Raw genomic sequence first — 22,499 nt, 5'->3', positions numbered from 1 at the left:
GAGGTGACGGGCGGGTCATGGGTGCCGGGTTATCGCTTTCTGTACGGCGGAGCGCGCCTGGTCCGGGCCGGCGGCGCTGATGGCCGCGGACGCCAGGTCCTGGCATTGATGCAGGGTGAGGCGGGCGAGCTGGTCACGGACTGCGGCGACCGCTGGGGCGGCCATGGACAGGCTGGTGATCTTCAGCCCGGCCAGCACCGCTGCCAGGGCCGGGTCGCCCGCTGCTTCCCCGCATACACCCACGGGCTTCCAGTGGTCGGCAGCGGCGCTGCCGACCAGGGCGACCAGGGAGAGCACGGCCGGCTGCCACAGGTCGAGCAGGTCGGCTACGGCGTGATTGGTGCGGTCGGCGGCCATGACGTACTGGGCGAGGTCGTTGGTGCCGATGCTGACGAAGTCGACGCACTTGATGATGTCACTGGCGCGGAGCGCGGCAGCGGGGATTTCGATCATGACGCCGACGGTGTCCAGGCCGTGGCTGCGGGCCAGGTCGGCGAAGTGTGCGGCCTCGCTGGGGGTGGACACCATCGGTGCCATGACTTTGAGCTGGGCGCCGGTGCGGCGCTGGGCTGCGGCGAGTGCGGTGAGCTGGGTGGCGAGCGCATCGGGCTGCAGTCGGGCCGTCCGCAGGCCCCGGATGCCCAGGGCGGGGTTTTCCTCGTCCGGCAGCTTCAGGAAGGGCAGGGGCTTGTCGGATCCGGCGTCGAGGGTGCGTACGGTGATCGGACGCCCGGCGAAGTGCCGGAATGCGGTGGTGTAGACCTCGATCTGCTCCTCCACCGTGGGTGCTGTGCGGCGGTCGAGGAAGAGGAACTCGGTCCGGAACAGCCCGGCTCCTTCGGCGTCGGCGGTTGCCGCTTTGGCGGCGTCGGCCGCGGTGCCGATGTTGGTGAGCAGCGCGACGCTGTGGCCGTCCGCGGTGCGTCCGGGACCACGGGTCTGATAGTGCGCACCGGCCTCGGCCTGGTGGAGGGCCTGGCGCAGGCGCTCGGGCGGAGGGTGCGCTTCCACCGTGCCGGATTGGCCGTCGAGGATGACGGGGGTGCCGTCGGTGAGGGCTGCGGCTTCGCCGCAGCCGACAACTGCGGGCAGTCCCAGGATGCGGGCAAGGATGGCGGTATGGCCGGTGGGACCGCCGGCCTCGGTGAGCAGGGCGACGGCGTCGCTGTCAGCCAGGCCCGCGGTGTCGGCAGGTGACAGGTCGTGGGCGACCAGGACGAAGGGGCGGCCGGGCCGGGGAATGCCGGGCAGGGGCACGCCGAGCAGGAGCGCGACGGTGCGGTTGCGGATGTCCTGCAGGTCGGTGACGCGGTCTGCCATGTACCCGCCCAGCTCCCGCAGTTGGCGGCAGTACGCGTCGACGGCGAGGGTGACGCTGTGCGCGGTGGGTCTGCCCTGGCCGATGTAACCGGCCGCAGCCTGGAGGAGCGCGGGGTCCTGAGCCATTGCAGCCCCGGCCTCCAGGATCACACCGGCGACGCCGCCGGCGGCCGCTGCGGACGTCAGCTGCTGCGCGACCTGGGTCAGGGCGTCTCGCACCCGCTGCACTTCCCGAGCCGGATTGCCGCCGGGGGCTTCGTCGGGGTCAGTGGTCACCGGGAGTGCGAGGCGGGCTACGGGGGCGCAGGCCAGGCCCGGGCTGACCCCGTAGCCGCTCATGGTGTGGGTGGCTGCCGTCGTTGTCACGCGTCGAGCTCCCGTTCCAGCAGCTGGGCGAGTTCGTCCAGGACAGCCTCGGCCTGGTCGCCGTCGGCGGTGAGCGTGACGTGGTCTCCATGCCGGGCGCCGAGCGTCATGATGCCCAGCAGGCTGCCGGCGGCGACGGGTTCCTTGCCCTCGACGGCAAGGGTGACGGGGAGGGGGGCCCGGCTGGCGGCCTGTGCGAACGCGGCGGCGGGGCGGGCATGAAGGCCGCTGTGCGAGCCGATGACGGCGACGCGCTGCGCCATGGAAGGGTCCTTTCGTAGGTGGGAGACGGGTCAGGAGGAGGCGGTTTCGAGCTGGCTCTGCTCGGTGGTGTCCTCTTCCCGGCCGGGGGTGCGCAGGTTCCAGCGCCGGATGACGAAGCGGAACAGCACGTAGTAGAGGACGGCGTAGGCCAGGCCGATGGGCAGGAGCAGCAGGGGGTGTGTGGCCTTGCCCCAGTTGAGGACGTAGTCGATGAGGCCGGCGGAGAAGGTGAATCCGTCGTGGATGCCGAGGCCGTTGACCAGGGCGAGAGAGGTGCCGGTCAGGAAGGCGTGGACGAGGTACAGGGGCCAGGCGACGAAGAGGAAGGAGAACTCGATCGGTTCGGTGATGCCGGTGAGCAGGCTGGTCAGGGCGGCGGAGAACATGATGCCTCCGACGGTCTTGCGCTGCTCGGGCCGTGCCTCGCGCCAGATGGCGAGGGCGGCGGCGGGCAGGGCGAACATCATGATCGGGTAGAAGCCGGTCATGAAGAGGCCGGCATCGGGGTCACCGGCGAAGAAGCGGTTGAGGTCGCCGTGGACGCCGTTGTAGTCGCCCAGTACGAACCAGACCACGGAGTTCAGGATGTGGTGCAGGCCGAGGGGGATCAGCAGCTTGTTGGCCGTTCCGTAGATGCCGCCGCCGATGATGCTGTTCTGGTCGACAGCCTTTCCGATGGCGGTGAGGCCGTCGTTGAACAGCGGGTAGGCCAGGCTCATCAGGACACCGACGACCAGGGCCGTGACGGACATGACGATGGGGACGAGCCTGCGGCCGCTGAAGAATCCCAGATACGGCGGGAGGACGGTGCGGTAGAGACGCTGCCACAGGACGGCGGCGAGCAGGCCGATGACGATGCCTCCGAGTACGCCGAAGTTGATGACCGCCTGGGCGCCTGAGGGATCCTTCTCGCCGTCGAGGACGATGGGGGACATGGCGGTGAAGACGCCGTCCAGGACGAGGTAGCCCACGACCGCTGCCAGAGCTGTGGAGCCGTCTGCCTTCTTCGCGAAGCCGATGGCGATACCGACGGCGAAGATCAGCGGCAGGTGGGTGAAGAGTGCGCCTCCGGCGGCGGAGATCACGGACGCCGCGTCCTTCAGAGGGGCGAAGCGGCCCAGCAGGTCGTCCTGCCCGAGCCGCAGCAGGAGTCCGGCGGCGGGAAGTGTGGCGATCGGCAGCATCAGGCTGCGGCCGAGTTTCTGCAGGCCGCCCAGGCCGGAACGGCGGGACGGGCCAGCGGACGGGGACGTGGTTGCGCTCATGGCTACCTCGGGTGGATGGGTGCTGGAGGAGACGGACCCTGGATGCGCGGGGCGTGCGTGTCCGGCGGCGGGGACGCCGGGCCAAGCACGGACCGTACAGGTCATGTCTGGTAATAACCAGTGTGGCGGTCAGAATGACCCCGCTGCCGCCGCGCTGTCAACGCCCCCGTCGCCGGTACATCTCACGCGGGGCGGACCCGCGCGCACGGATTCCGAGGTGCATACTGGTTATGACCAGTTAAACCGCGCTCCGGCGCCCTCACGCAAGGGGGAATCCCATGGCCAGGCAGCAGATCGACGCGGGCGGCATGGTGCCCAAACACGCCCAGCTGCGCGCGATCCTCGTCGACATGTGCACGAACGAGCTCGCTCCCGGGGATGCCCTGCCCAGCGAGCGGCAGCTGTGCACCGATCACGGCGTCAGCCGTGTGACCGTCCGCGAGGCCATCGGGCAGCTTGTCGCCGAAGGGCTCGCGGTCCGGGTGCACGGCCGCGGCACGTTCGTCGCGGAGCGCGCCTACCGCTCCGAACTGCGCCTCGCCTCCTTCCACGAGGACATGCGCCGCCTGGGACTGGAGCCGGGCACCGTCGTGCTGTCCGTCGGGCGCGACACCCCCGCCGCCGCCACCGCCGCAGCACTGCGGCTGCCCGACGGACGGCAGACCTGGCACGTGCGCCGCCTCCGCCTCGCCGACGGAACGCCGATCGCCGTCGACGACGCCTGGTACGACGCCGAACTGCTTCCCGATCTGGACGAGGTCGACTTCACCGCCTCCGTCTACGAGACACTGGCCACCCGGTACAGCCGCCCGGTCGACCGCGCCGAGCAGACGGTCGGCGCCGGCTCGGCCTCCTCGGAGATCGCCACCGTGCTGGGCATCACCAAGGGCTCACCGGTGATGGCCTTCGACCGCATCGCCTACAGCGGCGACCTCCCGGTCGAGCACGCGTACACCTGGTTCAGGGCAGACCGCTACACAGTGCACATGACCCTCGCCACCTGACACGGGCCGACTCCGCATGCCGCGGAGGACGCTACCGGCTTGTCATGGGCATGATCTACCACTCTTGCGTCCGCCTCACTCCTGGTCTACGGTCTGGTCATTACTGGTTATGACCACTTGGACCGCTCGTGGCGGCCCTGACAGTCCGGTCCCCCGAAGGAGCAGCAGATGGCAGCAAAGGCGCAGAGCATCATCGACGGACTCGGCGGTGCCGGGAACATCACCGAACTGGAAGCCTGTATCACCAGGCTGCGTACCGAGGTCCGCGACCCCGCAGCCGTGAACATCCAGGCCCTGAAGCAGGCCGGTGCGCACGGCGTGCTGGCGTCCGGGACGGTGGTCCAGGTGGTCGTCGGTCCCGAGGCGGAAACGCTGGCCGAGGACATCAAGGACCTGCTGTGAGCCTTGCCGTCTATGCGCCGCTCGCCGGCCGAGTCATGGCCCTGGGCAAGGTGCCCGACCCCGTCTTCGCCGCCCAGCTGGTGGGTTCCGGCCTGGCCATCGATCCCACTCCCGCAACGGCGCGTGCCCAGGCCCTCGCACCCGTCAGCGGGACCGTCGTGAAGCTGCACCCGCACGCCTTCGTCATCAAGGCCCCTTGCGGTACCGGTGTCCTGGTGCATCTGGGCATCGACACCGTCCGGCTGGGCGGCGACGGCTTCACCTCGCATGTCTTTGAGGGTGATCAGGTCCAGGTCGGGCAGAAGGTGATCACTTTCGACCCGTCCGCCGTGCAGGCCCACGGCCTGTCCGCCGTATGCCCCATCGTCGTCCTGGACTCGGCTCCGGGATCAGCACAGGCACCCGCAATCACCGGGGACGTGCCCGCTGGGGCCCTGCTATTCAGCTGGGCCGCCTCATGACCCGCGCTCAGCACAGCAAATGCAGCGCCGGTCTGGCCCTGGACCGGGCCGAGGCCGTGCTGCTGGACATGGACGGAACTCTGGTACTCAGCGAAGACGTCCACCGCAGGAGCTGGCTGGCCCTCTTCGACGCCTGGGGCCTGTCGGTCACCGTGGACGAGTACGAACAGCGCTACATGGGCCGGCGCCCGGCAGACGTGCTGTCGGACCTGTCCGTGGTGTCGAAGGACCACGGCATCGAGCAGGCCGTGGCCACCATGACCGACTTCATCCTCGGCGAAGCCCATACCGTCCCTGCCGTTCCCGGCGCCGCCGACCTCATCAAACGGGTTCACGCCCAAGGCGTGCCGCTGGCGGTGGTCACCAGCGCCGGAGCCGTCTGGGCCGAGCGGATCCTCGACGGTGCGCTGGACGTGCGCCCGCTCATCGACGTCGTCGTGACAGCCGAGCACGTCAGATACGGAAAGCCGTCACCGGAGGGCTACCTCGCAGCATGCCGCGCCCTCGGTGCCGCCCCCGACCGGTGCATGGCCTTCGAGGACTCGCCCTCGGGCGTGCGTGCGCTCGTCACAGCAGGCGTCGCCGACATCGTCGGGGTGACCACCACGACGACCGCTGACGACCTCTTGCGCGCCGGTGCCCGCTGGACGGTGCCCGCCCTCACCTGGGAAACCGTCAGCAAGGCCACCCCAGCGCCAGAGCAGCTCCTCATCCCCCACGGCAGAAACCAAGAGAGCACCCGGCCATGACCACACTCAACGTCGCACTCATCGGTGCCGGCTTCATCGCCCGCACGCATCTTCCCGCCTGGACCGCGCTGGGCGCGCGGGTGCGTATCCACTCCACCGACGGGAAGGCAGCGAGCCTGGCCGCAGAGTTCGGAGCCCTCGTAGCTCCCTCGCTCAGGCAGGCCCTCCAGGGCGCTGACATCGCCGACATCTGCACCCCCACCCCCACGCACCGTCAGCTCGCGCTGGAGGCCTTCCGTGCCGGGGCACACGTCGTGTGCGAGAAGCCGCTCGCCCTGACCGCCGAAGACGCCTGCGCCATAGCCCTCGCGGCCAGGCAGTCCGGCCGGCGCCTCCTTCCCGCGCACGTCGTGCGGTACTTTCCCGCCTACGCACGCGCCCGCCAGACAATCCGTGAGGGCAGCCTCGGCCGTATCGCCGTGGCCCGCTTCACCCGCAGCGGCCGGTACCCCACCTGGAGCCCCTGGTTCGCCGATGCCGCCCAGTCAGGCGGCATTCTCACCGACCAGATGCTGCACGACATCGACATCGCCCGCTGGCTCTTCGGTGACGTGGTGCGCATCCATGCCACCCAGGGCGGCCACCACGCAGCCCTGGCACACAGGTCACCCGTGGCAGCCGGCTCCGCCACTCTCACTCACGCCAGCGGAGTCATCAGCCAGGTCCAAGGGCTCTGGGGACCGCCCTCGACGCAGTTCCGCTACACATTCCACATCGCCGGCTCCAACGGCACCCTCACCCACGACTCCCTCGCCCACCCGGCCCTGCGCATCGACACAAGCACCCCGGGCGAAACGGAAGGCGTGCCCACCGGCGACTGGGGAGAAGATCCCTTCCTCGCCCAGCTCAGGGACTTCGCAGCTGCCTGCACCGGCGGACCGGCCCCCCGGGTCAGCACCGAAGACGGAGTGGCCGCCGTGCGCCTGGCCGAGGCAGCCCGCGCATCGGCCGCCACCGGACGGGCCATCGAGCTGGCCATGCCTCCGGCCCCCCTCGCAGAGGAAATCGCCCCATGAAGATCGCCGTACTGTCTTTCGCACACGTCCATGCCGCCACCTACCTGCAGCTGCTGCGCGACCGCTCCGACATCGAACTGATCACCGCAGACCCCGACGGCGCCCCGGACGATCCCTCCCGCGGCAAGAACCTGGCCGACGCCCTCGGCGTGCCCTACGTCGACACCTACGAAGACGCCCTTGCCCGCGCCCCCCAGGCCGTGATCGTCACCAGCGAGAACAGCAGACACCGGACCCTGGTGGAACAAGCGGCCGCAGCCGGCGCCCACATCCTGTGCGAGAAGCCACTCGCCACCACAGCAGCAGACGCACAAGCCATGATCGCAGCCTGCGAAGCCGCAGGCGTGACCCTCATGACCGCCTACCCGGTCCGCTTCCACCCCGCCTTCGCCGCACTGCGGCACGCCGTGGCCAACGGCTCCATCGGCAAACTGCTCAGCGTTCACGGCACCAACAACTCCTCCAACCCCGCCCTCCAGCACCCCTGGTTCGCCGACCCCGCGCTGTCCGGAGGCGGCGCGGTCATGGACCACACCGTGCACATCGCCGACCTGATGGACGTCCTCCTGGGCGGAGAACAACCCACACAGGTCTACGCCCAGGCCAACCGGCTCCTCGCCACCGAAACAGAATCTGCAGACGTCGAAACCAGCGGACTGATCACCCTCACCTACCCCAGCGGTGTGATCACCACCATCGACTGCAGCTGGAGCCATCCCCCCACCCACCCCACCTGGGGCGGCCTCACCATGACCTGCATCGGCCACACAGGCACCGCCCACTTCAACGCCTTCCCGCCCATGCTGCGCGGCTACGAGACCAACAAGGCCAACATCCGCTGGGAGACCGGCACAACCGACCTCGACGCCGCCATGCTCGAAGCATTCCTCACCGCCGCCCGCACAGGCCAGCGCGCCCACCCCGACGGGCCCAGCGGGCTGCGCACACTCAAAATCGTCCTCGCCGCCTACGAATCCCTACGAACCAACCAGCCAGCCGCCCCACAATGACCGAGCCAGCACCCGGCCGCGATGCCGAGGCGCACGGCCCATACACCTCAGCATCGCGATCCAAGACGGTCTCCCGCCCAAAGAGCACGCTGCCCCCATCGTGTTCGACTCCGGCCGTGGCTGACGACTCGAGTCCAGCCGGCCATGTGCAAGCAGTCTGGACACGGCGCGACACAGCAGTGCCCAGACTGCACGACCAGGCCGAGCCGCGCAGCCGAGGCCTGGACCAGGGGACGGAATCAGGCTGAGGGGCCTTGGCCCAAGGCTGGAAAGTGAGCGTTCTCGCAGGGCCTGCAAGCATGTTGAGGGTTCAAGGCGAACGTGCAACGGAGCTCGTCGGTACAGGCAGTCGGCCAGGACAGCTTGTACGTGAGGAGCTCCGTTGCAGGTTCATCCTCCTGCCGTCCGCGGTGACGGCCATCACCCGTACATGACCGTGGCCGCAGGCTGGTTCACGTCGGGCCACCTGGGAGAGCAGACCACCGTGGTGCCGTTCCAGGTGACCTCGGCGCGGGCGGAGACGCGGACGGGTACAGCGGCGGCTGCGTCATCTGCCGTCCCCGGTCAGAATGTGCACTTCCTCCTCACAATGTGCCTGTTCCCCGGGGTCCGCTACCGGCCGGTCCGGGCCGAGTCCACCGGCGGCCCGGGCGGGATGCCGGCGGCCTCACAAGTTCGAAGAACCTGCGGGACCTGCGCCGGAAGCTGGAGCCGCGCCGGTGCGGTCGCTGTTCGAGGTACTTGCCGGGCCGCTGGCCAACCGACCACGCCGAGGGTGCGCTTCGGCGCCTACCTGACCGGTCCTTCGGCAACTACAGCTTGCTACGGGTAGCCCATTCGCACCGCAACCGGGCCAGGCTCGGGCGGACGGCCCACCACGGCTGTCCCACACTGAGCCGATGACGTCGGCAGCGGCACCCCTGCCTTCGCTGGCCGCGGACATGGAAGCCGTGACCGCGTGCAGGAGCAGCTGTCCTGCGGAGTGACGTGGCCGCCCTGACGTGTCCGCAGATCGCAGCCGCTGGCACTCGTAGGCCGTGTGCCGTGATCGAACCCTACGGCAGGTTGAGCCGTTCCAGCCCAGTGCGAACCCTGGTCGATCACCCCCAAGTGACCGTGCCACACGGTCGCACCAAATTGCTGGCCAGCGGCAGGTGCGACCGCATCTGCTCCCCCGCCGGCATCCGACAGGTCACCGCTGTGTCCCTGCCCGTGCCCAGAGACAGTGAGCGGATCAGACAGCGCATCCTGGTCTGGCTCGCAGCTCCTGATGCCTCGAGGGTGTCCTCTGCTGCGTCAGATCGCGGAGGAGGACGCCGCGGTGCGGGGCTGGATCATCAGTCCGGTGCGGGGCTACCCCGCGGACTCGGCGTGAACGATCTTTAGAAAGTTCTCTCCGACCCGGGTGAGGCGCTCTTTGTTCCAGACGACGCCCATCTTCCAGGTTGCGCTCTCGACCTCGATGGGCTGGATTCTGATCAAAGGGGGGGAGATACGCAGTGCGCTGGCGGGGACCAGGGCAACCCCGATCCTTGCCGCTACCAGGGCGAGCACTGTCTGCACATCGTGCGCCTCTTCGATGATGTCCGGCCGGACGTCGAACGCCCCGTAGAACCGCTCGATCTGGCGGACCAGGCCAGGCCCCTTCTCGAAGGCCAGCTGGACAACTGGTCGTCCCGTGAGCCACCCAGCCACCTGCTCGGCGTCGCTGGGCGCTCGTACCTCGTTGGCTACCGCGAGCGCGAGTGTCTCGGTCCGTAACGTCATCTGGCCCAGGTTGGACGGGGCCGGCAGCCGGACGAAGCCGACATCCAGATCACCTGCCGTCACCGATTCGATCTGAATCGAGGACGGCAGATCCTCCAGGGAGACAGTCACGTCAGGATACTGCTGGCGAAAGATCGCGACACTTCGCGGAGCAAGATCGATACTGGACAGCCCGAAGCCGATGGACAGTCGGCCCGACTCGCCCCGCTTCACCCGCCCTGCGTAGTGGGTCAGCGCGTCCATGCGGCGTACCACGTCACGCGCCATGGGCAACAACGCCTCTCCCGGGGGCGTCGCTTCGGCTCCATGGCGTCCACGCCGAAACAAGGGCATGCCCAGCTCGGCCTCCAGCGCCTGGATCTGCTTCGTCAGCGCCGGCTGCGTGATCAGGATGCGCTGCGCGGCGGCTCTGAAACTCCCACAGTCTGCAACCGCGATAAATGCTCTGAGGAGACGGGCGTCCATGTCCTGGTCCTATCGCCTGCTGGTACGGGACGGCGCGCCGCCTGGAGCCCCGCCTCCCCAGGAGGAAAGCACAAGGTGCACAGCCGGCCGCGAAGGGAAGAACTATTCCGATTCGGAATCAACCGAGCCGAAAGATTCATTGGAGGAATCATATTCGCGAGTGCTTTGCTTTCCAAGCTCCGGGCTCGGCAAATGACGGGTCCGTAGGGAACATCGCTCTCACGCCTGGAGACCTCATGACCCCACCCCTCTCGCCCTCCCCCGGCGGACGCCCTGAATCTCTGCGGGTGACCTCGGTCCAGTTCGAGCCGCGTCCCTCCGACACGGTTTACAACCTCGGCCGCGTACGCACCTTCGCCCGCGCTGCGGCCGCGGCAGGAAGCAGCCTGGTCGTCTTTCCTGAAATGTGCCTGCTGGGCTACTGGCATCTCACGAAGCTGCCGACCGCGCGTCTGCACGAACTCGCCCAGACCGCGAGCGGACAGCTGGTTCAAGAGGTCACCATGCTGGCGCAGCAGATCGGAATCGGTGTCGGCGCTGGCTTCCTGGAAACGGACACCGAAGGAGGGCTGTTCAACTCCTACGCCGTCTGCCTGCCGGACGGGACGGTCCACGTGCACCGCAAACTGCACGCTTTCGAGCACGAAGCCATCAGCAGCGGCGACCGATACACGGTATTCGACACGCCTTGGGGCGTACGGATGGCTGTTCTGATCTGCTGGGACAACAACCTCGTGGAGAACGTGCGCGCCACCGCCCTGCTGGGCGCCGACATTCTCATCGCTCCGCACCAGACTGGCGGCACCAACTCCGTCAGTCCCCACGGAATGAAGCCCATTCCCTTGCCGCTGTGGGAAAGCCGCCACAAGAACCGCGAGACCATCGAGGAAGCGTTCAGGGGACGCCACGGCCGGGGCTGGCTCATGCGCTGGCTTCCCGCCCGCGCTCACGACAACGGCCTGTTCTTGATCTTCAGCAACGGCGTCGGCCGAGACGACGATGAAGTGCGCACCGGCAACGCCATGATCATCGATCCCTACGGGCAGATCCTCACCGAGACCTGGGCAGCAGAAGACACAGCCGTCACGGCGGACCTCGACCTGAGCCTACTGACAATGGCAACAGGACGGCGCTGGATCACGGGCCGCCGCCCCGAGCTCTACGGCATCCTCACCCGGCGCTTCGGCGACGAGCGCAACCCTCGAGACGTCCGCTTCTCCACCACCACTCCAACACCGCCCGCCCGCACACCCGACGTCGAAAGCTAGTGTGATGCGCCAGAAATCTCGGGCTTAAGTCTGTAGCCTGTTTTCATGTCTCGGGGTCCTCGTGCCGTCGAAGTGGTGCTGTCCGATGAGGAGCGCGCCGAGTTGTTGCGCTGGGCGGGCGGGGCGGTGGTGTCCCGTCTTGCCGAGCGGGCACGCATCGTCTTGGCGTGCGCGGACGGGAAGCCGACTACGCGGGTGGCGGCGGAGTTCGAGGTGACCGCGGACACGGTGAGGAAGTGGCGCTCCCGGTTTGCTGCCCGGCGGATGGCCGGGCTTGCGGATGAGCCACGGCCGGGCCGGCGCAAGCTGGAGCTGGTGCTCAGCGATGACGAACGGGCTCAGCTGACGCGCCTGGCGAGGCGTGCGAAGACCGCGCAGTTCCTGGCTCTGCGGGCGAGGATCGTGCTGCAGTGCGCGGAGGGCGGGACGAACAAGCAGGTGGCGGCTGAACTCGGGGTGCGCGAGCAGTCGGTGAGCCGCTGGCGGGCCCGGTTCGTCAGGATGCGGCTGGAGGGTCTGGTCGACGAGCCGCGGCCCGGCCGGCCGCCGTCTATCCTGCTCGACCAGGTCGAGGACGTCATCGCCGCGACGCTGGAATCGGCTCCGGGCCAGGACACGCACTGGTCGCGGGCCTCGATGGCCCAGCGCACCGGCCTGTCGAAGTCCACCATCGGCCGGATCTGGAAGCGGTTCGACCTCAAGCCGCACCTGCAGGCCGCCTTCAGGCTCTCCACCGACCCGCAGTTCGTCGCGAAGGTCGTCAACGTCGTCGGCCTGTACCACAACCCGCCCGAGAAGGCAGTGGTGCTCTGCGTGGACGAGAAGTCACAGATCCAGGCCCTGGACCGGTCCCAGCCGGTGCTGCCGATGATGCCCGGCATGCCCGAGCGGCGTACCCATGACTATCTGCGGCACGGCATCACCAGCCTGTTCGCCGCCTTCAACATCGCCGACGGCACTGTCATATCGGCACTGCACCGCCGCCACCGGGCGATCGAGTTCAAGAAGTTCCTGGTCACGATAGACAAGGCGGTCCCGAGCGGGCTCGATGTGCACCTGGTGTGTGACAACTACGCCACCCACAACACCCCCGAGATCAAGACCTGGCTCGGCAAGCATCCCCGCTTCCACGTGCACTTCACTCCGACCGGCTCGTCCTGGATCAACCAGGTCGAGCGGTGGTTCGGCCTGCTGACCGACAAGCTCATCCGCCGCGGCGTCCACACCTCCGTGAAGGCACTGGAGAACGACATCAGTGCCTGGATCAACTCGTGGAACGAGAACCCCAGGCCCTTCACCTGGACCAAGACAGCCGACGAGATCCTCAAATCCCTCGCCGACTACCTCACCAAGGTCACTCCGCCAGCCACCGAGAATCAGCGAGAGACTTAAGCCCGCGATTTCTGGCGCAGCACACTAGCTGTGAGAAGCCACGACTCACCCCGCCGCCTGCTCGGATTCGATAGGTTCACGGCGTGGCGTCCTCCTCGGTGGGCGCCCGTCAGTTGCTATTGGGACTATGAGGATCACCTCTCTCCGCAGGCGGAACCTCCGTCCCGCGCATCGTTATGAGGCACTCCGGCGACGCGCAAGGCGGAGGTCAGGTGGGGCCTGCAGCAGCAATCACGGGCAACGAACTGCCATAATGGTGGCTGCCCTGCCTGGTCTGACAGCCCTCGTAGCCTTGTTGTTCACCTGGATGTCGGTGGGACAAACCAGGACAGAGCTGCGAATCGCCGAGCAAGGCCAAATCACCAACCGCTTCAATACCGCGATCGGCAATATCGGATCAAAGTCCGTGGACACGCGCCTCGGCGGCATCTATGCCCTCCAGCGGATCATGCAGGACTCCGCTCGAGACCAGCCTGCCATCGTTTCGGTGCTGTGCGCGTATCTGCGACAGAACGCACACATTCCGGCAAGTGGTTTCGACAAGCTCAGCCTGGACGACCTCTTTTACAGCCGGAAGGCCCATGCATCCAGCGATGTACAGGCTGCACTGACGGTGCTATCCGAACGGTCACCCCGGCACGACGGCGCCTCTTACCTTGACCTGTCCGGAACCGAACTCCGCCATGCGCAGGTGCCAGAAGCACCCTTTCGGTTTGCGCTCCTGGCTGATGCCGACCTCCGAGGAGCGTTTTTTCACGAGAGCGATCTACGCGACGCCGACTTCAGTAGATCCAACCTGACCATGGCCTGGCTCCCCGGCGCCACATTGACACGAGCACTGTTTCAGGACGCAAACCTAGAGCTAGTCAAGCTTTTCGGGGCGAAGCTGTCGAGCGCAAACTTCTCGAACGCAAATTTACGGCAAGCCGAGCTGGGCTTGCCGGGCGAACCGGCGACCGATCTGACGAAGGCGAGCTTCTTCGGTGCCGATCTGCGAGAGGCATCACTTGAGGGAGCCAAGCTGGTCGACGCCATCCTGGTAGACGCTGACATGAGCGGGGCGGTGCTTATCCAAGCGAACCTACAGGGAGCCCGGCTCAGCGCTGCCGACGAGCGCTTGACGTACGAACTCGGTACCGATGACGTGGGCACGCACGCGTCTCTGAGGAAGGCTGATCTGACCGAAGCCGACCTGAGAGGTGCAGATCTGCGGGGAGTTGATCTCAGCGGAGCTGACCTGACCAGGGCTGACCTCCGAGGAGCAAAACTCAGCGGTGCGAAGTTGACTGGAGCAACACTCACCGACACACGTGGTTGCCGTGATAACTGCGCCTATACGTCTTAGACGTCATCCGCTTTCCGATCGGCGGGTTTGCAGGTCGAACGAGAGTCTTGTTCGGGTGATCGGAGTGCGGTCGGTGCATGAAGGCAGGGCCTCGCGGTAGCTCGGGGTTGTCGAAGCCAACGAGCACCGGGAGGCCCTGTTGCTGCAGTCTGTCGCGCTCACGCCCGCAGAGTCCAACTCGCCGTCTCTGGCGTGTGACTGCCTCGCGCACAGGTTCGGCAACGCGGCGGACGGACCGGATCGTGTGCGGTGTTACGGCTCGGACATGACCGATGCCGAGTGGCAGGCCGTCCGGCCGTTGCTGCCGGTCCCGGCATGGCGGGCCTTGACCCCGGATCTTGGACACCCGAGACACTTGGATCTTGAGTCCAGGAGAACGGATGTCCCGTGGTCATGAAGCACTATCCGCCGGAGTTCAAGGCGGACGCGGTCGCGTTGTACGAGTCGCGGCCGGGAGCGACGATCAGGTCGGTGGCCGCTGATCTGGGGGTCAACCCGGAGACGTTGCGGAACTGGGTCCGGGCGGCTGGCGCGAGCCGGCCCCGCGGACGCCGGGCTGAGGTGGCGAGCGAGCCGCCTACGCCGCCGGAGGTGGAGAACGCTGCTCTGCGCCAGAAGGTCCGCGAACTGGAGGAGGAACGCGAGATCCTGCGGAAGGCGGCGAAGTATTTCGCCGGGGAGACGCGCTGGTGAACCGCTTCCAGTTCGTCGCCGACCACCAGCGCCGCTACGGCGTGAAGCGGCTGTGCACCATCCTTGGCATCGCCCGTTCGAGCTTCTACTACTGGCGCCGGACAGCCGCGGACCGGGCCGCCCGGCAAGCGGCCGACGCCCGGCTCGCCGCCCGGATTCGCGCCGTGCACCTCGAATCGGACGGCACCTACGGCGTCCCCAGGATCACCGCCGAGCTCCGCGATGAGGGTGAGCGCGTCAACCACAAGCGAATCGCGCGTGTCATGCGGAAGATCAATCTGGCGGGGGTGCGGCTGCGTCGCAGGCACCGCACCACGGTCGCGGACCGGGCCGCGGCGAACGCCCCGGACCTGATCGGCCGGGACTTCACCGCGACCGAACCGAACACGAAGTACGTCGGAGATATCACCTACCTGCCGTTGGACGGCGGGAAGTTCCTCTACCTGGCCACCGTGATCGACCTCGCCTCGCGTCGGCTGGCCGGATGGGCGATCGCAGATCACATGCGGACCGAGCTCGTCATCGATGCCCTGGCCGCCGCCGAGCGGACTCGCGGAAGCCTTGACGGAGCGATCATGCACGCTGACCACGGGGCCCAGTACACCAGCCGGGCCTTCGGCGACGCCTGCCGCAGAGCCGGCGTCCGCCGGTCCATGAGCGCGATCGGCTCCAGCGCGGACAACGCGCTCGCCGAGTCCTTCAACGCGACGTTCAAGCGGGAGACGCTCCAGGGCCGACGGAGCTGGTCCACCGAACGCGAGGCCCGCCTCGACGCGTTCCGCTGGCTGCACCGCTACAACAACCCGACGCCGTCACTCCCGGCTCGGGCAGCGCAGCCCGATCGCCTACGAGACGGCCCTCGAAGCAACGTCGACTACCCTGCCATCAGCCGCATAACCCGTGTCCAGGATTCGGGGTCAAGCCCCAAGGCCGGGAAGTTAGCCTTTTTGTGCTGGTGGCAAGGGGGTTGAGGTCCAGGCTGTGGCTGCGTAGAGGCCCGGTCCGAGCTTGTGGATGAGCCCGGTGTTGGCCCATCGGGACAGCTGTCGATACATGGTGTGCAGGGTGATGTCGCCGAAATGGGCGGCGATCTCCGCGGGTCTCCACAGTCGAGTCGGGTCGCCCTGCAGCAGGGCGAGGACGCGATGACGTCGGCGCTGGGCCGGGACGATGTAGCGGTCATCTCGGGAGGCCGTGGGCAAAGACGGCTGTTCGGGGCCGGGTGTGAGGACGGTGACGGCGAGGCCGGTGATGGTGCGGCTGCGATCTGGGCGGCCGTCGTCGCGTCGCTCGCTGTAGCGGGACATCGGCGACTTGACCTTGCGGGTGCTGGTCCGGTGGCGGCGGGGCGCAAGGAGGCGGGCCAGCACCCGGCGGCCGATCAGTCCGAGGCATCCGTGCTCATCGGGAACGATCCCGGCGGCCTGGACGACCTGGTCGCGGGCGGTCTGGAGTGCCACGGTGAAACAGCAGCGATCGGGGTCGGTGCCGGGGACGGACTCGGCGGCCTCGACCATCACGGCCCGTAGGGCCTGGTAGAGCGTGAGCAGGGCCCACATCTCCTGCTCGAGGCCAGCGGGGTCGCCCGAGCGGAGGTTCCGGCCGGCCATGATCGTGTGGCGGAGCGCGTAGTACGCGCTCTCGTGTTCCCAGCGCTCGTGGTAGAGGTTGATCAGCACTGTCGCGGGGTGTCGGCGGGCGTTGGTCAAGGTGGTGACCAGCCGGTAGGAGCCAGCGAAGACGGTGCCGTCAGCGCAGGTCACCGTGACCTCGGCATCAATGACCCGGACGTTGACGGTGCCGATCACCGACAGATAGGAGCCGTCGTCGAGACGGGCCAGGACCGGGGTGCGCCGGTTGCTGCGGAGTCGGCCCAAGACCTTCGCGCCGGTCGCGGTCGCCTGGGCGAGGAAGGCGTTGGCGTCGAAGCCCTTGTCCCACAGCACCAGCATGTCAGGCCGCAGCAGGTGCAGCAGTCTGCAGGCGTAGGCGGTCTCGCCCTCGTCGGTGGGACCGAACACCGCCCCGATCAGGGACCTCGTCCCGGTCTCGACCAGCGTCATCAGCTCCAGCGTGGGATAACCGTGATGGGCCGTCCGCCCCAGCCAGGCCCGATTGCGGGGCGAATCAGGCACCCGCAGCGAGCTGCAGCCGTCGAAGGACACCGTCCGGTAGACGCCGAAACGCACCCCCGGCGTGGTCGGGCGGGCCAGCGGCCCGGCAAGCACCTCGAACAGCGACCGCACCGGCGCGGCCCCCAGCCGCCGGCGAAGGTCCCGCAGGGCCTTCGAACTCGGCGAGGCCACCGGTATCCCGGCCAGGCCGCTGGTGAGCTTGTCCCAGACCAACCGGTAGCCGACCTCGGGGAACAGGCACATTGCAAGCAGGAAGTACATCCCGACCCGGGACGGCAGATCACGCAGGCGCCGCTGCACCGTCCGCGTCTCCGTCAGCACCGAGTCCACGAGCTCGAACGGCACCAAGGCGGTCAGTTCTCCCAAGTGACCCGGGGCGAACCGGCCCGCGGCCACGGTCACCGTACGAGTGATGGCCGTCACCGCGGACGGCAGGGCAGAATGAACCCGCAACGGAGCTCCTCACGTACAAGCTGTCTTGGTCGACTGCCTGTACCAACGAGCTCCGTTGTGCTTTCGCCTCGAACCCTCAACGTGCTTGCAGGACCTGCGGAAACGCTAACTACCCGGCCTTGGGTCAAGCCCCGAACAGGACTCGCCCTCACGGCGAACACCTCGCCGCGCGGCCGACCCAACGAGCTGGCTGATGCGTTCGCGCCGCCTGGTGCGCGACTACGAGACCCTGCCCGCCATGCACGAGGCCATGGTGCTGTGGTCCATGACCATGCTCATGAGCAGCCGCCTGGCCGGGCGCCGCCCTGGCGCCTTCAGCCGGCCGGCGTCCCGAGCGGGGTGAACACGCCTGGCCGCGTCTGGAGTGCCCACCCTCGTTCCACCAGGCGTTTCGCCTTCGACCGCAGCCCTTCGACCTTCGCCGGGACCGTCTGAAGGCCCAGGGCCGCGGCCAGCTGCTGGCACCGCATGCCTTCTGGGCCCGCAGCCGACTCCAGCACGGCCATGATCCGCTGGTAATCCGCAGGCAGGGCCGACGCCGTCATCCCCCCGGCCCGTCGCGGCACCACCGCCCCCGCAACCGCGCTCCCCACCGGCTCCACGACCGCACGCGGAGGCTCGGCCAGCACCTCGGCCACCGCCACACGGGCATCCGCAAGACGCTGAAGAGCCCGTTCCGCCTCGCCGAGGGCGGCCTGCACCCGCAACCGCGTGACCTCTTCCCGGACCTTCTTCTCCCGGGCCTCCAGCAGACCGAGCACCGACGGCACCAGCCACCTCCACAAGCGAGACGAACGGACGAACCACGCCCATCTCTCCCGTCGCCAGCCCGAGTTCATGCCCACCCAGGCTGAACCAAACGATCACGTTCGGAAAGCGGATGGCGTCTACGACTTCACCGGTACTCGTAACAGCCCCGAGCATGCCCGCTGATCACGCTGCCACACCGCGAGACTCCAAGATCACCGACAGAGTCAAGCTGAGGAGAGGAGTTTGCGGGCGGCTTCGTGGCGGGTGTGAACGTCGAGTTTGGCCAGTACCGCGCCTACGTGGTGTCCGGCGGTTTTGGGGGTGATGTACAGCCGGGCGCCGATATCCGCATCCGACAAGCCTTCACTCAGCAGTTTGAGTACCTCCATCTCGCGGTTTGTCAGCCCGTACGGATTGGCGCGGGTTGCCGCCCGGGGGCCGGATCGGACCGGGCGTACACCGCGGGTACGCATCACGGTGCGGGTGCGCGCTGCGGCTGGCCGGGCGCCGAGAGTTTCGAAACCGGTCAGTGCCTGGCGCAGCGCGGATGCGTCCCCGGCCAGGCGGGCCAGGGCGGTGTCGTAGGGGCAGCCGAGCTCCTCCCACCGTGCTGCGGCTCCGGCCCAGTCGCCGGTCAGCTCCCGCGCATACGGTTCGGCGGCCGGCACCTGTGGGGGTGTTCCTCCGGTGCGGCGGATCCAGCAGGCCAGGGCGCCGGACAGCCAGGGATGAGTACGGTCCGCCATGGCGGCCAGACCGTGTTGTGCCTCTGTCTTTGCCCGCTTGTCATCACCGGCCAGCCAGGCTGCCTCAACCCGGGCCTCCCACCCAAGTCCGAGCTCCAGCAGGCTGTTTTCCTCGACGAGGCTGGCCGCCTGCTCCAGCGGCGGCCAGCTCTCGGGATCGCCGCGGCGGGCCCGGACCAGGCCCAGGGCGGTCAAGGCAATGGCCCGGTCCATGGGTGGCGAGAGGGGATGGGACAAGACCTCATGCGTGGCCTCGGTGGCCTGGTCCCACGAGCCCCGGTTCAGCAGCCTCCAGCTGTTCAGGGCCTTTGTGCAGAGCTCATAGGTCAGCAGCTCGTGTTCGAGGCAGTAGGTTTCCGATCGCTGCACGGCTGCAGTTGCCCGGGCGTCGTCACGCTGCAACAGGGTGTACCAGCACATGAGCATCGCCAGGAGGCCGGCATCCAGCTGCAGTTCCTGTGTCATTGCGCTGGACACCGCTTGTTCGCACTCCTCCCAGCCGCTGTCTCCGCAGAGCATCCGTGCCGCTGCGGGGTGGAAGTGTGCCTGCAGGACGAGCCCCGCGTCGCCGGGACGTCCGCTCATGGCCATCGCCTTCTGGCCGTGGGCTGCGGCCACCGCCGCGCCCTCGTGGCGGTAGACGGCCAGCATGGACAGGTTCAGGTATGCCTCGGCCAACTCCGGACCTGGTCCCAGCTCTTCGAGTACGCGTACAGCTTCCAGGCCCGTCTGCTTGGCCTCGGTGCTGTGTCCGGCCGGCCACAGCATGTAGGACAGCCAGCGCAGGTCTTCCCCTTCGTGCTGCCGGTCGCCCAGCGCATGACGTATCTTGACCGCCCTCTGGCGAGAGGCGATTGCCTCCTCCAACTGGCGGGCCAGGAAACAGCCCAGCGCGTGGCCCTCCCACAAGGCGGCCTGCTGGTCGGGGGGCAGGCCGTCGGCGTATCGCAGGGCCCGGGCGTACTGGGCGGCTGCCTCCCTGTACGCACCCAGTGCGGCAGCGTGGGCGGCCGCTTTCGGTGCGTATTCCAGTACGGCGGTCGGGTCGTCGGCGGCCTCGGCATGATCGGCCAGTAGTGGCAGATCGTCCGCGGCGATGGGGCCGGAGCGCATGGCCGCCAGTACCTGCCGGTGTACTTGCAGGCGCTTAGGGGCTGAGACGGCTTCCAGTACCGCGAGCCGGGCCAGTTCGTGGCGGAATTCGATCGTCTGCCCGTTGGTGTGCAGGATTCCACGGGCCACGGCTTCCTCAAGGGCGCCATCCGCGTCCGGCAGGATGCTGGCCACAAGCGGCAGTGAGGCCCGGTGTCCCAGAACGGCTAGTACGTCGGTGACGCCGCGCGCCGGGTTTGAGAGGCCGACTAGACGGCCCACGACGGCCTCGCGGACCGTGGCCGGGATGGTCTCAGCGGGGGTAGCGAGGATTTCGGTGACGAGGAACGGGTTGCCGGCGGAAACACGGTAGAGCTCCCGGGCATCCATGACGTGTCCGGTGGCCAGGCAGGACACGGCCCGACGGCTCAGGGGGGCCAGGGTGTGGCGGGATATCCACCGGTAGCTGGCCAGGGTGCCCAGCAGGGCGGTCAGGGGGTGGGCCCGGCCGATTTCGTCGTCGCGGTAGGTAGCCACCACCAGCACGGGAACAGTGGGCAGGCGCCGGGCCAGGTAGCGCAGCAGATCCATAGTGGCCTCGTCCGCCCAGTGGGCGTCCTCGATGACCAGCATGCTGGGGTGCTCGTCCAAGTCGGCCAGCAGGCACTCGGAGACCTCACCGGGACGGCCTGTGCCGGCCAGCGCCTCCTTCAGTGCGGTGCGCACGGCTTGGCCGAGGCCGGGGGCCAGGTCCATCAGCGGGCCCAGAGGGCGCGGGGTGGCCAGCGGGTCACAGGCGCCGACCAGTGCCCGGATGTGAGGACCGGCCGACTGGACCAGATGCTCGACGACAGCGGTCTTGCCGATGCCGGACTCGCCGCGCACCAGGGCCATCCGTCCAGGACCGCTGGTGGCTGCCTGTAGGTGACCAGCGAGGTCCTGGAGCACATTTTCTCGCTCCAGCAGATCCATCACCATCCACCTTCCCTCCCGTGCCGGAACGGCGCAAAAGATCCAGGACGGTCAGGACAGGCCCTGCGGTCGTAGGGGACCGGCATGCGTGGGGTGTGCCCCGGGTGGGGTGTGGCGGGGTGGAACTTGGGGTGCGCACCCGATGTGCAACAGGTCGCCACTGGCGCACGCTGAACGGGTCGAAGAGTTCCAGATGCGGAGCCGCAGAGTCCCTCACGAGGCTCACCGCACCAGGGGGCCGATCATGAAGCGCAACGTTTATCGCATTCCCATGTCTCTTGTATCGGGTGCAAGTCCGTTCTCTCGTCATGCATTTTGCCGCTTTGTCGGCACCTGCAACTGGAGCGGGAAAATAAGAGCCCTGGGTCCATTCAAATCCTATTTGAAAGACGACAGCCTCGAGCGATGGATCTGCAAATCTTCGGTCCGACCCCGGTCCCTCACAGCAGTAAGAGGTTCTTCCAAGTGGAGGGGGCCCACGGAACATGTCCGACTCTCTCATTTCTTGCATTTAGCAACCATCGGCCAGGTTCGGCTCATTTCCCATCCCTGCCTGGCCTCACGCGACCTATAAGTCGACGACACCATTATCCGGTCATTCTGAGTTACAGCGAGGCGGATCATGAACATCACCATCGATGACTTCCTTCAAGGGCTCGCTGACGACGGCTACCCCTTCACCAAGGAAGCGCGCGATCCCGAGTTTTGCATTCAGCACGGCTGGCACGTCAAAGAGAATCGCTGCCCCGCCTGCCACCGGCACCTTCTCACTCAGCTTCGTAACACGAACAATTCCTTCGATCGGCGGTGATCGACCCATGAGCGTCATTCCACACGACACCCGCTCCGGCGCAGCGCCGCCAGGCCCGGCAGTCTGGCACAACGACGATCACTCAGCGATTCCCTATTCGGCTCGACAGCGAGGACCGCCGAAAGGTCCGCCACACGGAAATCTCCGTGGAAGCTATGCGACGCGTTCCCATTCGCCGAAAGATCCACGAATCTCAGGCCCTCACGACAACCGCTAACCACCCATCACTGAAGGAAATTCCCATGAACTGATCCCTTGAATAATCAAATACCCACGAATGAAAGGATGACCGCCATGTCTGAATTCAACGTAGGTGGAACGTGGACTCTCCACCAGGGCACCGGACACCAGGTGACCTTCGAAATCCAGCAGAACGGCACTTCCCTCGACGGCGAGGCCAGCACGCCCGGCATGAGGGGAAAGGGCAAGGGTAGCGTTGCGGGCGACCGGTTCGTTTACACGGTCGACTGGGACCCGACCGGAAAGGGAAATGGACCTCTCGGCGAGTATTCAGGGCTCTTCAACATTGAGGGGCGAATCACAGGTCTCACCGTTGACCTCAACCAGCCGGGCTCGCAGGCGTTCTGGGCCAGCGATCGAACGTTTGCAAGGGCCTAGCCAGCCAGCAAACATGGAAGCAGCCGACAGGCAGGGCACGTGCGTTCTCACACGGCGAGATGAGTAACTCGTGCGTGGACGTGCTCTGATGATCTGAGGGGCCAGCACACTGTGCTGGCCCCTCAGCCAGGGCTT

At 67.6% G+C, this 22,499-nt stretch carries 19 protein-coding genes and 1 pseudogene; 13 read left to right on the top strand and 7 right to left on the bottom strand.

All coding sequences use genetic code 11. The features are described 5' to 3' along the window. Positions 1 to 15: 15 nt before the first annotated feature. From ptsP to ACIQGV_RS37745, 3 genes are read right to left on the bottom strand one after another with little or no spacing between them, the layout of a single operon-like run. Entirely contained in the window at positions 16 to 1,659 is a 1,644-nt protein-coding gene (gene ptsP, locus ACIQGV_RS37755) for a phosphoenolpyruvate--protein phosphotransferase (protein WP_402503563.1), read from the bottom strand. A 23-nt stretch (positions 1,660 to 1,682) separates the two neighbouring features. After that, complete coding sequence (locus ACIQGV_RS37750) at positions 1,683 to 1,949, bottom strand: HPr family phosphocarrier protein (protein ID WP_402503533.1); 267 nt, start codon at positions 1,947 to 1,949, stop codon at positions 1,683 to 1,685. Between the two features lie 30 nt (positions 1,950 to 1,979). Next, entirely contained in the window at positions 1,980 to 3,215 is a 1,236-nt protein-coding gene (locus tag ACIQGV_RS37745) for a PTS transporter subunit EIIC (RefSeq protein ID WP_402503531.1), read from the bottom strand. A gap of 278 nt (positions 3,216 to 3,493) precedes the next feature. On the opposite strand from ACIQGV_RS37745, the gene ACIQGV_RS37740 reads away from it, so the two are divergent. From ACIQGV_RS37740 to ACIQGV_RS37715, 6 genes are all read left to right on the top strand, one after another. Further along, positions 3,494 to 4,219 carry a GntR family transcriptional regulator gene (locus ACIQGV_RS37740; protein ID WP_402503529.1) on the top strand — a complete coding sequence of 242 codons (726 nt, stop codon included), beginning with the start codon at positions 3,494 to 3,496 and terminating at the stop codon, positions 4,217 to 4,219. 168 nt (positions 4,220 to 4,387) lie between these two features. Beyond that, complete coding sequence (locus ACIQGV_RS37735) at positions 4,388 to 4,621, top strand: glucose PTS transporter subunit EIIB (RefSeq protein ID WP_402503526.1); 234 nt, start codon at positions 4,388 to 4,390, stop codon at positions 4,619 to 4,621. Continuing rightward, positions 4,618 to 5,082 (top strand): PTS glucose transporter subunit IIA, encoded by a 465-nt coding sequence (locus ACIQGV_RS37730; protein WP_402503524.1) that lies wholly within the window; start codon positions 4,618 to 4,620, stop codon positions 5,080 to 5,082. Before ACIQGV_RS37735 ends, ACIQGV_RS37730 begins: the two co-directional genes overlap by 4 nt. Continuing rightward, entirely contained in the window at positions 5,079 to 5,831 is a 753-nt protein-coding gene (locus tag ACIQGV_RS37725) for an HAD family hydrolase (protein WP_402503521.1), read from the top strand. The genes ACIQGV_RS37730 and ACIQGV_RS37725 overlap by 4 nt, the downstream gene beginning before the upstream one ends. After that, complete coding sequence (locus ACIQGV_RS37720) at positions 5,828 to 6,847, top strand: Gfo/Idh/MocA family protein (RefSeq protein ID WP_402503519.1); 1,020 nt, start codon at positions 5,828 to 5,830, stop codon at positions 6,845 to 6,847. The genes ACIQGV_RS37725 and ACIQGV_RS37720 overlap by 4 nt, the downstream gene beginning before the upstream one ends. Beyond that, on the top strand, positions 6,844 to 7,857 hold the full coding sequence (locus tag ACIQGV_RS37715) for a Gfo/Idh/MocA family protein (protein WP_402503517.1): 1,014 nt from the start codon (positions 6,844 to 6,846) through the stop codon (positions 7,855 to 7,857). Before ACIQGV_RS37720 ends, ACIQGV_RS37715 begins: the two co-directional genes overlap by 4 nt. 1,353 nt (positions 7,858 to 9,210) lie before the next feature. Here ACIQGV_RS37715 and ACIQGV_RS37710 read toward each other — a convergent pair. Next, positions 9,211 to 10,089: a LysR family transcriptional regulator gene (locus ACIQGV_RS37710; RefSeq protein ID WP_402503514.1), complete on the bottom strand. Its 879-nt coding sequence runs from the start codon at positions 10,087 to 10,089 to the stop codon at positions 9,211 to 9,213. A gap of 287 nt (positions 10,090 to 10,376) precedes the next feature. Between ACIQGV_RS37710 and ACIQGV_RS37705 the strand changes: the two genes are divergently transcribed. The 4 genes and pseudogenes from ACIQGV_RS37705 to ACIQGV_RS37690 all read left to right on the top strand — a co-directional run bounded on the left by ACIQGV_RS37705 (position 10,377) and on the right by ACIQGV_RS37690 (position 15,684). Beyond that, the gene (locus ACIQGV_RS37705; protein WP_402503511.1) at positions 10,377 to 11,357 is read left to right on the top strand and encodes a nitrilase family protein; all 981 of its coding nucleotides are present in this window, start codon (positions 10,377 to 10,379) and stop codon (positions 11,355 to 11,357) included. A 45-nt stretch (positions 11,358 to 11,402) separates the two neighbouring features. Beyond that, positions 11,403 to 12,749, top strand: coding sequence for an IS630 family transposase (locus ACIQGV_RS37700; protein WP_402503509.1), 1,347 nt, complete (start codon positions 11,403 to 11,405; stop codon positions 12,747 to 12,749). A gap of 253 nt (positions 12,750 to 13,002) precedes the next feature. After that, complete coding sequence (locus tag ACIQGV_RS37695; RefSeq protein ID WP_402503506.1) at positions 13,003 to 14,094, top strand: pentapeptide repeat-containing protein; 1,092 nt, start codon at positions 13,003 to 13,005, stop codon at positions 14,092 to 14,094. A gap of 387 nt (positions 14,095 to 14,481) precedes the next feature. Further along, a pseudogene (locus ACIQGV_RS37690) lies at positions 14,482 to 15,684 on the top strand (IS3 family transposase). 41 nt (positions 15,685 to 15,725) lie between these two features. On the opposite strand, the gene ACIQGV_RS37685 reads toward ACIQGV_RS37690, so the two are convergent. Continuing rightward, positions 15,726 to 17,375 carry an IS4 family transposase gene (locus tag ACIQGV_RS37685; RefSeq protein ID WP_402503504.1) on the bottom strand — a complete coding sequence of 550 codons (1,650 nt, stop codon included), beginning with the start codon at positions 17,373 to 17,375 and terminating at the stop codon, positions 15,726 to 15,728. A gap of 193 nt (positions 17,376 to 17,568) precedes the next feature. On the opposite strand from ACIQGV_RS37685, the gene ACIQGV_RS37680 reads away from it, so the two are divergent. Continuing rightward, positions 17,569 to 17,718: a hypothetical protein gene (locus tag ACIQGV_RS37680; RefSeq protein ID WP_402503502.1), complete on the top strand. Its 150-nt coding sequence runs from the start codon at positions 17,569 to 17,571 to the stop codon at positions 17,716 to 17,718. Here the strand turns inward: ACIQGV_RS37680 and ACIQGV_RS37675 are convergent. Both ACIQGV_RS37675 and ACIQGV_RS37670 read right to left on the bottom strand, forming a co-directional pair. Next, entirely contained in the window at positions 17,690 to 18,145 is a 456-nt protein-coding gene (locus ACIQGV_RS37675; protein WP_402503500.1) for a hypothetical protein, read from the bottom strand. The genes ACIQGV_RS37680 and ACIQGV_RS37675 overlap by 29 nt on opposite strands. A 204-nt stretch (positions 18,146 to 18,349) precedes the next feature. Next, positions 18,350 to 20,935, bottom strand: a complete 2,586-nt coding sequence (locus ACIQGV_RS37670; protein WP_402503498.1) for an ATP-binding protein — start codon at positions 20,933 to 20,935, stop codon at positions 18,350 to 18,352. A 622-nt stretch (positions 20,936 to 21,557) separates the two neighbouring features. On the opposite strand from ACIQGV_RS37670, the gene ACIQGV_RS37665 reads away from it, so the two are divergent. Together ACIQGV_RS37665 and ACIQGV_RS37660 are read left to right on the top strand one after the other, a co-directional pair. Then, positions 21,558 to 21,746 carry a hypothetical protein gene (locus ACIQGV_RS37665; protein ID WP_402503496.1) on the top strand — a complete coding sequence of 63 codons (189 nt, stop codon included), beginning with the start codon at positions 21,558 to 21,560 and terminating at the stop codon, positions 21,744 to 21,746. A 294-nt stretch (positions 21,747 to 22,040) separates the two neighbouring features. Further along, the gene (locus ACIQGV_RS37660) at positions 22,041 to 22,364 is read left to right on the top strand and encodes a hypothetical protein (protein ID WP_402503494.1); all 324 of its coding nucleotides are present in this window, start codon (positions 22,041 to 22,043) and stop codon (positions 22,362 to 22,364) included. Positions 22,365 to 22,499 lie beyond the last annotated feature (135 nt).

The sequence above is a fragment of the Streptomyces sp. NPDC093094 genome, assembly GCF_044754345.1.
Lineage (GTDB): Bacteria > Actinomycetota > Actinomycetes > Streptomycetales > Streptomycetaceae > Streptomyces.
This window is presented reverse-complemented; position numbering and strand designations above follow the sequence as displayed.

Bases quoted from the DNA above. Each gene is read 5' to 3' on its own strand.
- ACIQGV_RS37670 (WP_402503498.1), bottom strand. From the start codon at position 20,935: ATGGATCTGCTGGAGCGAGAAAATGTGCTCCAGGACCTCGCTGGTCAC.
- ACIQGV_RS37710 (WP_402503514.1), bottom strand. From the start codon at position 10,089: ATGGACGCCCGTCTCCTCAGAGCATTTATCGCGGTTGCAGACTGTGGG.
- ACIQGV_RS37740 (WP_402503529.1), top strand. From the start codon at position 3,494: ATGGCCAGGCAGCAGATCGACGCGGGCGGCATGGTGCCCAAACACGCC.
- ACIQGV_RS37680 (WP_402503502.1), top strand. From the start codon at position 17,569: ATGCGTTCGCGCCGCCTGGTGCGCGACTACGAGACCCTGCCCGCCATG.
- ACIQGV_RS37715 (WP_402503517.1), top strand. From the start codon at position 6,844: ATGAAGATCGCCGTACTGTCTTTCGCACACGTCCATGCCGCCACCTAC.
- ACIQGV_RS37745 (WP_402503531.1), bottom strand. From the start codon at position 3,215: ATGAGCGCAACCACGTCCCCGTCCGCTGGCCCGTCCCGCCGTTCCGGC.
- ACIQGV_RS37700 (WP_402503509.1), top strand. From the start codon at position 11,403: ATGTCTCGGGGTCCTCGTGCCGTCGAAGTGGTGCTGTCCGATGAGGAG.
- ACIQGV_RS37695 (WP_402503506.1), top strand. From the start codon at position 13,003: ATGGTGGCTGCCCTGCCTGGTCTGACAGCCCTCGTAGCCTTGTTGTTC.
- ptsP (WP_402503563.1), bottom strand. From the start codon at position 1,659: ATGAGCGGCTACGGGGTCAGCCCGGGCCTGGCCTGCGCCCCCGTAGCC.
- ACIQGV_RS37660 (WP_402503494.1), top strand. From the start codon at position 22,041: ATGTCTGAATTCAACGTAGGTGGAACGTGGACTCTCCACCAGGGCACC.
- ACIQGV_RS37725 (WP_402503521.1), top strand. From the start codon at position 5,079: ATGACCCGCGCTCAGCACAGCAAATGCAGCGCCGGTCTGGCCCTGGAC.
- ACIQGV_RS37750 (WP_402503533.1), bottom strand. From the start codon at position 1,949: ATGGCGCAGCGCGTCGCCGTCATCGGCTCGCACAGCGGCCTTCATGCC.
- ACIQGV_RS37665 (WP_402503496.1), top strand. From the start codon at position 21,558: ATGAACATCACCATCGATGACTTCCTTCAAGGGCTCGCTGACGACGGC.
- ACIQGV_RS37735 (WP_402503526.1), top strand. From the start codon at position 4,388: ATGGCAGCAAAGGCGCAGAGCATCATCGACGGACTCGGCGGTGCCGGG.
- ACIQGV_RS37720 (WP_402503519.1), top strand. From the start codon at position 5,828: ATGACCACACTCAACGTCGCACTCATCGGTGCCGGCTTCATCGCCCGC.